The 11,387-nt window shown below is 72.1% G+C and carries 7 protein-coding genes; 2 read left to right on the top strand and 5 right to left on the bottom strand.

Annotation, left to right across the window (positions count from 1 at the left end):
* Positions 1-206: 206 nt before the first annotated feature.
* The 4 genes from ald to pyrG form a co-directional block, all read right to left on the bottom strand.
* Entirely contained in the window at positions 207-1,331 is a 1,125-nt protein-coding gene (gene ald / locus AC6F7H_RS23475) for an alanine dehydrogenase (protein WP_500758877.1), read from the bottom strand.
* Positions 1,332-1,464: 133 nt separating this feature from the next.
* The gene (locus AC6F7H_RS23470) at positions 1,465-3,540 is read right to left on the bottom strand and encodes a tetratricopeptide repeat protein (protein WP_500758875.1); all 2,076 of its coding nucleotides are present in this window, start codon (positions 3,538-3,540) and stop codon (positions 1,465-1,467) included.
* A gap of 168 nt (positions 3,541-3,708) precedes the next feature.
* Positions 3,709-4,335 carry an NUDIX domain-containing protein gene (locus AC6F7H_RS23465; protein ID WP_363038690.1) on the bottom strand — a complete coding sequence of 209 codons (627 nt, stop codon included), beginning with the start codon at positions 4,333-4,335 and terminating at the stop codon, positions 3,709-3,711.
* 109 nt (positions 4,336-4,444) lie between these two features.
* Complete coding sequence (pyrG, locus tag AC6F7H_RS23460) at positions 4,445-6,091, bottom strand: CTP synthase (protein ID WP_500758874.1); 1,647 nt, start codon at positions 6,089-6,091, stop codon at positions 4,445-4,447.
* Between the two features lie 546 nt (positions 6,092-6,637).
* Here pyrG and AC6F7H_RS23455 point away from each other — a divergent pair.
* Positions 6,638-8,440 carry a glycoside hydrolase family 15 protein gene (locus AC6F7H_RS23455; RefSeq protein WP_500762009.1) on the top strand — a complete coding sequence of 601 codons (1,803 nt, stop codon included), beginning with the start codon at positions 6,638-6,640 and terminating at the stop codon, positions 8,438-8,440.
* Positions 8,441-8,490: 50 nt separating this feature from the next.
* The gene (locus tag AC6F7H_RS23450; RefSeq protein WP_500758873.1) at positions 8,491-10,143 is read left to right on the top strand and encodes a PucR family transcriptional regulator; all 1,653 of its coding nucleotides are present in this window, start codon (positions 8,491-8,493) and stop codon (positions 10,141-10,143) included.
* 14 nt (positions 10,144-10,157) lie between these two features.
* Here AC6F7H_RS23450 and AC6F7H_RS23445 read toward each other — a convergent pair whose 3' ends face one another.
* The gene (locus AC6F7H_RS23445) at positions 10,158-11,294 is read right to left on the bottom strand and encodes a glycosyltransferase family 4 protein (RefSeq protein WP_500758872.1); all 1,137 of its coding nucleotides are present in this window, start codon (positions 11,292-11,294) and stop codon (positions 10,158-10,160) included.
* Positions 11,295-11,387 lie beyond the last annotated feature (93 nt).

Raw genomic sequence — 11,387 nt, 5'->3', positions numbered from 1 at the left:
GAGGCGAGTTGTCCTGGATCCGTGAAGTGACCATACACACATCTTGCCGGACCTGGCGGGCAAGTCCGAGCCAGGTCGGCCGCGTTGACGAAGGAAGACGGGGTCCCCCCGATCGAGCGAAGTCGAGATCGGGGAGTATCGCCTTTGCCGGTCAGTAACTTAGTCGACTTGGGGCCGGAGGTCACCTGCCGCCGCCTCCTGCGGGTTCAGTCGAGCAGCGCGGCGACTTCCACGTGGGCCAGGCCGTGGGCTTCGGCGACCTCCTGGTACACGACCCTGCCGTCATGCGTGTTGAGGCCCTTGGCGAGCGCGGGGTCGTGGCGCAGCGCCTCCGCCCAGCCGCGGTCGGCGAGTTCGACGACGTAGGGCAGCGTGGCGTTGGTGAGGGCGTAGGTGGAGGTGTTGGGCACCGCGCCGGGCATGTTGGCGACGCAGTAGAAGACCGATTCGTGGACCGTGAAGGTCGGCTCGGTGTGCGTGGTCGGGCGGGAGTCCTCGAAGCAGCCGCCCTGATCGATCGCGATGTCGACAAGGACACTTCCGGCCTTCATCCGTGAGACGAGGTCGTTGGTGACCAGCTTCGGCGCCTTGGCGCCGGGAATCAGCACCGCGCCGATCACCAGATCGGCCTCCAGGCAGGCCATCTCCAGCTGGAAGGCGTTGGAGACGACGGTCTGGATCCTCGTGCCGAAGATCCGGTCGGCCTCACGGAGTTTGTTGATGTCCTTGTCGAGCAGGGTCACGTGGAACCCCATGCCGACGGCGATCTGTGCGGCGCTCCAGCCGGAGACTCCTCCGCCGATGACGACGGCCCGGGCGGCCGGCACCCCGGGGACACCGCCGGGCAGCACGCCGCGGCCGCCGCTGGCCCGCATCAGGTGGTAGGCGCCGACCTGGGCGGACAGTCGCCCCGCGACCTCGGACATGGGCGCGAGCAGCGGCAACGCGCGGCCGGGCAGCTCGACCGTCTCGTAGGCGATCGCGGTGGTGCCGGACGCCAGCAGCGCGTCCGTGCACTCCCTGGAGGCGGCCAGGTGCAGGTAGGTGAAGAGCGTCTGGTCCTTGCGCAGCCGGTGGTACTCCGCGGCCACCGGCTCCTTGACCTTCAACAGCAGGTCGGCGGCGGCCCAGACCTCGTCGGCGGTGTCCAGTGTCTGCCCTCCCGCGGCGATGTACTCACCGTCCGGGATCGAGGAGCCGACGCCTGCGCCGCGCTCGAGGACGACCTGGTGGCCGTGGCGCACCAGCTCGTGCACGCCGGCGGGGGTGATGGCCACCCGGAACTCGTTGTCCTTGACCTCGCGGGGGATGCCGACCTTCACATCGATCACAGTCCTCGGTTCGCAGGGTATGAGGTATCACTACCCATACCCGGGCACACGAGCGCACCCTGGGAGACCGCTGAAGACAGCGCCGCAGCGCCATCTCGATGAAGGCTCTACCACTGTCCGGCCTTGCGAAGCATCAGCCTTCCGCAGGGGCACCACGGATCTCGCAGGCGTCGCCTCCTTGTTCCGGGTCGCTGCCGGATGCCTGGGACGCTTCGGCCTCCTCCTGCAGCATCCGCTCGGCCGTTTCCCGGTGCAGCGCGGCCGACGCGGGGTCGCCGAGGTGCTCGAAGGTGTCGGCGAGCCGCAGGTGCAGCGCCGCCTGCAGCCGGGTGTCCTCGGCCCGCCGGGCCCACTCCACCGCCTCCCGGCAGGTGCGCAGCGACTCCTCGGGCCGGCCCGCGTACTCCTGTACCCGGGCCAGTTCGCTCAGCGCCCGCGCCTGGGCTGCCACCTCACCGCTCTTGCGGTACCCGGCGACCGCCGCCCGCCAGTTCCGCAGCGCCTCGCCGTAGCGGCCGACGTAGGTGTGGGCGGCGGCGATCCGGCCGTAGAGGCGGGCGGCGTCCGCACGCTCGTCCCGGGCGAGCCGCTCGGCGAGGGCCCGCCCGAACCAGTCGGCGGCCCGGTCGAAGTCCCCGAGCTCCAGATGGGCGCCTCCCACGGATTCCATCGCGCGGCCGGTCGCGTACGGGTCGTTCGCCGCGCGTCCGGCGTCCAGCGCGGCCCGGTAGCGCGCCAGCGCGTCGGCCGTGCGGCCGCTCCGGGCGTCGAGGTCGCCGAGGTTCAGCAGGGCCGCGGCCTTCTCACGGGGCAGTTCCCGGCGCTCGGCCACGTCGAGGACGAGGTGGTGGATGCCGTACAGGTCGCTCGCGGCGGCCTGGGTGCCGAAGTGGGCCACCATGGCACGCACCAGCTGCGACATCAGGCGGCGGGCCAGGGTGTCCAGCGCCCCGTCGGCGACCGCGAGCCGGGCCGAGGCCAGCAGGGCGGGCCTGCGGGCACGCAGCCAGTCGGCGGCGTCCCGGGGAGTGGTGAAGCGCAGGGAGCGTGGCGTCCCGAGCAGTCTCTCGCGCGCCTGAGGGCTGTCGGTCTCGGTGATGGCCCTGCACGACTGGAGCAGCCGCACGGTCCGCTCCAGCATGCGGGCGCGGGCCAGCTGGAGCTCCCCCGGCCGTTCGTGGGTCTCCGCGAGACCGCGCAGCAGGGGGTGCAGGCAGCAGGGCACCTCGTACTGCGGCAGCGACGACCCCGCCGGGTGCAGCAGGCCCACGGAGACGAAGTCGTCCAGGGTGGAGCGTGCGCTGCCCACCGAGCAGCCGGCGAGCGCGGAGGCGGTGTGCGGGTCGACCAGGCCGGCCGGGGCGAGGCTCAGCAGGCGCAGGATCCGGGCGGCGGGTGCGGGCAGTTCGGCGTGCACGAGGTGGAGGACACGGCTGACCGCGGTGCCCGCGGTGCCGTTGTCGGGGTCGGCGTGCAGCTGCCTGGCGAGATCGGCGACGGCGGCCTTGGGCCGGGCGGCGAGCCAGCCGCCGGCCAGTACCAGGGCGGCCGGCTGTCCCTGGCACTGCTCGGCCAGGCCCTCCGCGGCCCGGGGGTCGACGGTGATGCGGACCGAGCCGGTGGACCGGGACAGCAGTTCCACGGCGGACTTGGTGTCGAGGCCGCCGAGGGTGCACGGGCGGACGTCGGAGATACCGGTCAGCGGACCCTCCGAGACGGCGACCACCAGGCAGTCGGGACTGTCCGGCAGCAGGGCGTCGACCTGCTCGGCGTCGGCCGCGTCGTCCAGCAGGAGCAGCACCCGGCGGCCGGCGAGGGCGGCCCGCAGCGCCTCGACGAGATCGTCCTCGGCGGCGCCGGCCGGGGCGGGCGCGTCGAGCGCGTCGAGCAGTTCGCGCGCGGAGCGCTCGACGGGCACGCGCGTGCCGTCGGTTTCGCTCAGCCGGGCGCGCAGCACCCCGTCGGGGTACCGGTCGGCGACCTGGCGCACGAGTTCCTCGCCGAGAGCCGTACGGCCCGAGCCCGGCCGGCCGGCGATGAGCAGCACGCGCGCGCGGGGAGCCTTGCGGCCGGAGAGGGTGTCCAGTCCCGCGCGCTCGATGTCAGCGCGCAGTTCCTTCAACTCCCTGGTACGGCCCAGGAATCGGTCACCCACGGTAACGCCTTGGGAAAGCCGTGCACCGTCCGTGTCCACTGCCTGATCCGTCACGGGCCACACTCCCGTCCCACCGCACGCGCAAGCCCGCCGGGACTCCGGATCGGGCGTTTTCCAGAGCCTAGTTCACGCTCTGCTACGTTCCGTGTGGAGCGTGGCGAATGCGTCCCCCGATCGGATCAGTCGATGGTCACATTGCAAAGTGCAGGGTGATCGGGCGGTTCAGGCCTCGAACGGGCGCGCCGGCCACGGCGCCTCGGCGGGGCGCAGCGCGTCGAGCCCGTCCCCGCCCCGTGCGGCGACGAGCGAGAGGACGCCCACCACCAGGCAGTTGTTGTGCAGTTCACCGGCCAGCACCTTGCGGACCAGGTCCGCGGCGGGCACCCGGGCCAGTTCCATGTCGGCCTCTTCGTCCTCGACCTCGAAGCGGTCGCCCTCGGCCTCGGACAGTCCGCGGGCCAGGAAGATCCGTACGGCCTCGTCGCAGCCGCCGGGGGTGGTGTAGACGTCGGTCAGCACCCGCCAGTCCTCGGCCTTGACGTGTGCCTCCTCGTAGAGCTCCCGCTGGGCGGCGCGCAGCGGGTTCTCGCCGGGTACGTCGAGCAGGCCGGCCGGGATCTCCCACAGCTTGTGGCGCACGGGGTGGCGGTACTGGCGCAGGACCAGGACGCGATCGGCGTCGTCGAGGGCGAGGACGGCCACGGAGCCCGGGTGGACCTGGTAGTCGCGGTGGGCCACGGTCCCGTCGGGCATGACCACGTCGTCGGTGCGGACGGAGGTCTTGTTGCCGACGAAGGGGGTCCGGGTCGCCCGGATCTCCCACTCCTCCGGGGTGTCCTTGATCGTCATGCCCGTCCTTCCCGACGTACAGGGGTCACGCGATTGCGGTGGGTGAGAAAAGCGGCCGGGGTGCTCACCTTTTGAAGGTTCGCACCCCGGCAACCGTACAACCGGTGTGTTACTTCGAGATCTTCCGCTCGACGGCGGCCTTGACGAGACCCGCGAACAGGGGGTGCGGACGCGTCGGACGCGACCGCAGTTCCGGGTGCGCCTGGGTCGCGACCAGGTACGGGTGGACCTCGCGCGGGTATTCGACGTACTCGACGAGCTTGCCGTCCGGGGAGGTGCCGGAGAAGACGATCCCCGCCTTCTTCTCCAGCTCCGCGCGGTAGGCGTTGTTCACCTCGTAGCGGTGCCGGTGGCGCTCCTCGACGTACTCCTTGCCGTCGTACACCTCGCGCACGATCGAACCCTCGGCCAGCTTCGCCGGGTACATGCCGAGCCGCATCGTGCCGCCCAGATCGCCCTCACCTGCGACGATGTCGAGCTGCTCGGCCATGGTGGAGATGACCGGGTGGGAGGTGGCCGGGTCGAACTCGGTGGAGTTGGCGTCGGAGACGTCCGCGAGGTTGCGGGCCGCCTCGATCACGGTGCACTGCAGGCCCAGGCAGAGACCGAGCAGCGGAATCCGGTTCTCGCGCGCGTAGCGGATCGCGCCGACCTTGCCCAGCACACCGCGGTCCCCGAAGCCGCCGGGGATGCAGATCGCGTCGACGTCACCGAGCTGCGCCTGGGCGCCGGCCGGGGTCTTGCAGTCGTCGGAGGCGACCCACTTGATCTTCACCCGGGCCTTGTTGGCGAAGCCGCCCGCGCGCAGCGCCTCGGTGACCGACAGGTAGGCGTCGGGCAGGTCGATGTACTTGCCGACCAGGGCCATGACGATCTCGTGGTCGGGGTTGTGGACCCGGTCGAGCAGGTCGTCCCAGGTCGTCCAGTCCACGTCCCGGAACGGCAGGTCCAGCTTGCGCACGACGTAGGCGTCCAGGCCCTCGGCGTGCACGACCTTCGGGATGTCGTAGATCGAACGGGCGTCGGGACAGGCGACCACGGCGGCCTCGTCGACGTCGCACATCAGCGAGATCTTCCGCTTGATCGCGGTCGGCACCTCGCGGTCGCAGCGCAGCACGATCGCGTCCGGCTGGATACCGATGTTGCGCAGCGCGGCCACCGAGTGCTGGGTCGGCTTCGTCTTCAGCTCACCCGAGGGGCCGATGTACGGCAGGAGCGAGATGTGGACGACGAACACGTTGTCGCGGCCGACCTCGTGCCGCACCTGGCGGACGGTCTCCAGGAACGGCAGCGACTCGATGTCGCCGACCGTGCCGCCGACCTCGGTGATCACGACGTCGACCTCGTCCGTCGCCATCCGGCGGATGCGGTGCTTGATCTCGTTGGTGATGTGCGGGATGACCTGCACGGTGTCGCCCAGGTACTCGCCGCGCCGCTCCTTGGCGATCACCGTCGAGTAGACCTGGCCCGTGGTGACATTGGCGGAGCCGTCCAGGTCACGGTCGAGGAAACGCTCGTAGTGCCCGATGTCCAGGTCGGTCTCGGCGCCGTCGTTGGTGACGAACACCTCACCGTGCTGGAAGGGGTTCATCGTGCCGGGGTCGACGTTGAGGTACGGGTCGAGCTTCTGCATCACGACGCGCAGACCGCGGGCCTTGAGCAGCATGCCGAGGCTGGAGGCGGTCAGGCCCTTGCCGAGAGAGGAAGCGACACCCCCGGTGACGAAGATGTGCTTGGTCGTCGTGGATTTTGGCATGGCCAAGAGGGGGCTCCCGTGGTCGCGGTCTGGGGGGTGCGGGGCGGCTGCCTGCCGGAGGTCTCCGACGGTGCCGTCGCTGCGGTTCGGGGGTGCCCTGTTCGGATTTCCCCTCCGGGGAAGGGGCCCACCGGTCCACGGGCTACCAGCGTATCAGCGACGCGGCGCGATGCCGTCCGGCCACGCTCCGCGCATGCTCCGGCACAGGTCCGTCACCTCTCACAGGCCCATCACCCGCTGCTCACCCGTTCGGCGGTGGTGCGTTGCCCGGAGCGGCACACAGACCCTCTACGTGCGTCGTATCCTGCTCGGACACCCCACTGCCGAGCCCGGCCGGCCGGACGGCACCACCCCCGCCCGTCACACCGGAACAACGAAAGCTCGTCAGTTCGTTGACTAATAATCGACGCTTTGCATTCATGGCTGAGCGACTGCTTTGCTTCGTCGCTCAACGACGCATTAAGCAATTCACCATTCACTGTCCCCTTGACCGCACTAGCGACAGCCCCCTCGTGGGGTGACGTGGCCGTTCGACTGGAGTTGCACGTGGCCGGGCGCATCGAAGACTACGCACTCATCGGAGACATGCAGACCGCCGCCCTGGTCTGCCGGGACGGCACAGTCGACTGGCTGTGCCTGCCCCGCTTCGACTCGCACGCCATCTTCGCCGGCCTACTGGGCACCGAAGAACACGGCTTCTGGCGGATCGGCCCGGCACACGCCCCCGACGCCCCGACGCCGGCCGCGACCCGGCGCGGCTACCGCGGCGACTCGCTGGTCCTGGAGTCGGAGTGGGACACCGGGCACGGCACGGTCCGGGTGATCGATTTCATGCCCCCGCGCGACGGCGCCCCGCAGCTCATCCGCATCGTGGAGGGCGTCTCGGGCCAGGTGCCGATGCGTTCGGCGCTCCGGATGCGCTTCTCCTACGGCCGGGTGGTGCCGTGGGTGCACCGGCACGAGGGGCGCACGGTCGCCGTCGCGGGGCCGGACTCGGTGTGGTTCGACACACCCGCCGAGACGTACGGGGAGTCGCTGACGACGTACTCGGACTTCACGGTGGCGCCGGGCGACCGGATCACCTTCACACTCTCGTGGCAGCCCTCGCACAAGGAGCCGCCGCCGCTGCCGGAGCCGGAGCAGTCGCTGGAGGCGACCGAGGAGTTCTGGCGGGAGTGGGTGGAGCACTGTACGTACCACGGTCCCTACCGCGAGGCCGTGATCCGCTCCCTGATCACGTTGAAGGCCCTCACCTACGCCCCGACCGGCGGCATCGTCGCCGCGCCCACCACCTCCCTGCCCGAGGACATCGGCGGCGTCCGCAACTGGGACTACCGCTACACCTGGCTGCGTGACGCGGCGATCACCCTGTCCTCACTGCTGCGCACCGGCTACCGCGAGGAGGCCCGCGCCTGGCGCGAGTGGCTGCTGCGCGCGGTGGCCGGCGACCCGGAGAACCTGCAGATCATGTACGGCATCGCCGGTGAGCGCGAGCTCGGCGAGGCGGAGCTGGACTGGCTTCCCGGCTACGAGAACTCGACCCCGGTCCGGGTCGGCAACGGCGCGGCGAACCAGCTCCAGCTGGACGTGTACGGCGAGGTCACCGAGGCCCTGCATCTGGGCCACATGACGGGCCTGGCCCGCAACGACTACGCGTCCCTGCTCCAGGTGAAGCTGATCACCTACCTGGAGAAGCACTGGACGGAGCCGGACGAGGGCATCTGGGAGGTGCGCGGCCCGCGTCGCCACTTCGTGCACTCCAAGGTGATGGCCTGGGTCGCCGTCGACCGCACCATCAAGCTCATCGAGTCCGGTGACGTGGACGGCCCGCTGGAGCGCTGGAGGCAACTGCGCGCCGACATCCACCGGGACGTGTGCGATAAGGGCTACGACAAGGAGCGCAACACCTTCACGCAGTCGTACGGCTCCAAGGAGCTGGACGCCTCGCTGCTGCTGATCCCGCAGATGGGCTTCCTGCCGCCGGACGACAAGCGGGTGATCGGCACCATCGAGGCGATCCAGCGCGAGCTGTCCACCCCGGACGGCTTCATCCTGCGCTATCCGACGGAGGGCTCCGACGAAGGCGTCGACGGGCTGCCGGGCGACGAGGGCGCCTTCCTCGCCTGCTCGTTCTGGATGGCCGACGACCTGGCCATGATCGGCCGCGTGGACGAGGCCCGCAGGCTGTTCGAGAGGCTGCTGGCCCTGCGCAACGACCTCGGCCTGCTCGCCGAGGAGTGGGACCCGGTCAACCAGCGCCAGGTCGGCAACTTCCCCCAGGCCTTCAGTCACGTCCCCCTCATCGACACGGCCCTGCGCCTGACCGCCTCGGGGGCGTACGGGGGCTGAGGAACCGCCCGACGGCCCGCGCGCCCGTGCGCGCGGGTAGCGTCCGGTGCATGGGCGGCAGCGACAGGGACAGGGACGGCGGATACGACACGCAGGGTGCCGGGATCACCGTGCGGCAGGCGCTGGAACTGCCCGCGCTGCGCAGCGGGCTGCCCGAGGTGGTGGCCGGAGCCGACGGCCTGGGGCGCACGGTGCGCTGGGTGCACGCGGGCGAGGTGCCCAACATCGCCTCGCTGCTCAAGGGCGGGGAGCTGCTGCTGACCACCGGATACGGTCTCGGCAGCCGCCCCGCCGAGCAGCGGGCGTTCGTGCGCACGCTGGCCGAGCGGGACATCGCGGCCCTCGTCGTGGAGCTCGGCACCCGCTTCACCCGCCTGCCCGCCGCCCTGGTCGACACGGCACGGACGGCGGGGCTGCCCCTGGTCCAGCTGCACCGCGAGGTGCCGTACGTGACGGTGACCGAGGAGATCCACACCGAGATCGTCAACGGTCACTACACGCTGTTGCGGCGCGCCGAGGAGGTCCACCGGCGCTGCACCGAGGCGCTGCTGGGCGGTGGGGGCGTCCCCCAGGTCCTGCGGATCCTGGCCGACGTCAGCGGCAACCCGGTGTTCCTGGAGACGACGGACGGACGGCTGCTGTACGCCGCCGGGGAGGGCCCCGAGGGCACCGACCCGCTTCAGGTGTGGGAGGGGCTGCGCGACCGGCACCAGGACGCCCCGCCGGCCGGTTCGGTGCTCGTCGACGTGCCGGGCGGCGGACCGGGCAGCGGCGGGGTGCGGGCGCGTCTGGTGCTGCTGCCGGTGCGGACGGCGCCGGAGCCGGTGCACCGCATGGCGGCCGAGCGGGCGGCGGGCCTGCTCGCGGTGGTGCTGATGCAGGCCCGTCAGGAGGAGGAGCTGGCGGCACGCGGACGCGGCGACTTCCTCGTCGACCTCTCCGAGGGCCGGATCGCCCCGCAGGACGCGCCCGCGCAGGCGCGCGTGCTGGGTTTCAGACCGGGCACCGGCCCGCTGCTCCCGGTGGTGATGCGGCTCGATGACGTCCTGTCCCCGCAGGGCGGCGGCTGGGCGGTGCTGGCCCGCGCGGTCGCCGAGGAGCTGGCCTCGCTCGGGGTCCCCGTGCTGCTGGGTGTGCGGCCGGTGGAGGGGCGGGTGCCGCTGCTGCTCGGGCTGCGCGCGCAGCCGGAACGGCCGGCGATCGCGGACCGGGTGGCGGCGGCGCTGCGCGCCGGGGCGGAGCGGGCGGGGATGATGCCGCCGGGGGCGCGGCCGCCCGTGGTGGTGGTCGGGGCGGCCGGTGACTGGGCGGCGGCGTCGGCGGGTCTGCGGCACGCGGCCCGGACCGCGAGCGCGGCGCAAGGGCTGCCGGACCGTCCCTGGTACGACGCCCGCCGCCTGGACATCGACCTGCTGATGTGGCGGCTGCGTGACCAGCCTGACCTGGCGGCCTTCGTGGACCGCGCGATCGGCCCGGTCCTGGACCACGACCGCCGCTCGCGGCCGCCGCTGCTGCCCACCCTGGAGACCTATCTGGCCCATGCGGGCCGCAAGGCGGAGACGGCCCGCGAACTGCACCTGAACCGCCAGACGCTGTACAACCGGCTGGCCAGGATCGGGGAGTTGCTGGGCAGTGACCTCGACGACCCGCACACGGTCCTGACCCTGAGCCTGGCCCTACGGGCACGGCGGCACGTGTCCTGACGCGGCATGTGACGTCAGAGCAGCGGGCAGTGCTGCGTCAACTCGTCGTAGACACTGAGCACCTGGGCCACCGCCTCGTCCTCCGTCGGCCACCCGGCCGCCTGCCGGGTGGCCCTGGCCCTGAGTTCCTCCCGGCGCCCCGGGTCGCCCAGCAGCCGTACGACGGCGTCGGCGAGCGCACGCGCGTTGCCGGGGGGAACGAGTTCGGCGGCGTCGCCGACGAGTTCGGGCATGCCGCCGGCCCTGGTCGCGACGAGCGGCACGCGCGCGTGGAGGGCCTGCTGAGCGAGCGCGGAGCGCCCCTCCCACCGGCTCGGCAGCAGCGCGAGGTCCGCGGCCTCGAGCAGCCCGGTGACGTCGTCGCGTCGTCCGACGAGCCGGACCGGCAGGTCCTCGTCCGCGATCCGCCGCTGGAGTTCACCGCGCAGCGGGCCCTCCCCCGCGACGACGACCAGCGGCGCGGGGTCGAGGCGGCGCCACCCGTGTGTGGCGTCCAGCAGGGTGTGGTGGCCACGGCGCCGTTCGAGGGGACCGACCGCGACCAGTAAGGGGCGGCCGACGGCACCGAGTTCGGCACGCAGTTTGGGCCGCGCCCCGTCGGGGTCCTCCGGCTCCTCGGCCGTGCGGGGCGCGGGGAAGGCGACGGCCGCCAGCCGCGCGTCCCGCGCTCCGGTCCGGCGGGCCCGGTCGACCAGGGCGGAGGTGGTTCCGAGCACCACGGTGGCCGCCTTGACGACCCTCCGCTCCAGCAGCCGCAGGAAGTGCGCGCGGGCGCCGTCGGCGGGCGCCCGGTCGTGCCAGGTGACGATCAGCGGAGTGCGCCGGCCGCTGAGGGCGAGCACGGTCCGGAAGGAGGCGTGCAGTCCGTGCGCGTGCACCAGATCGGCGTTCGCGCAGGCCGTCCGCAGGGCGGCCACCGAGCCGGGGTCGCTGCTGCGCGGGACGTGCACATGACCTGCGCCGACGCCCGTGAAGTCGTGGGTGTGCTCCGCCTCGGCGGGGGCGCACACCGTGACCCGCACACCCCGTGCGACGAGCCCCGCCGCCAGTGAGCGCACATGGGCGCTGGTGGCGGCGTTGCCGCCGCCCAGCACCTGCACGGTGCGCAGCGGCGACTGGCCGTGCGGTGAGTGGCTGCTCACGGGGGTCACGTGGCCGAGCTCCTGGTTCGGGTCGGATGGTCCCGAAGAACGTACAGAAGGACCGTGCGGAGGGGGTGTATCGCACGGTCTCCTACGCGTGCT

This window comes from Streptomyces sp. MMS24-W38, assembly GCF_059889265.1.
The sequence above is the reverse complement of the archived record's forward strand: the minus strand, read 5'-3'. Positions and strand labels throughout refer to the sequence as shown.

Bases quoted from the DNA above. Each gene is read 5' to 3' on its own strand.
- pyrG (WP_500758874.1), bottom strand. From the start codon at position 6,091: ATGCCAAAATCCACGACGACCAAGCACATCTTCGTCACCGGGGGTGTC.
- AC6F7H_RS23465 (WP_363038690.1), bottom strand. From the start codon at position 4,335: ATGACGATCAAGGACACCCCGGAGGAGTGGGAGATCCGGGCGACCCGG.
- AC6F7H_RS23450 (WP_500758873.1), top strand. From the start codon at position 8,491: ATGGGCGGCAGCGACAGGGACAGGGACGGCGGATACGACACGCAGGGT.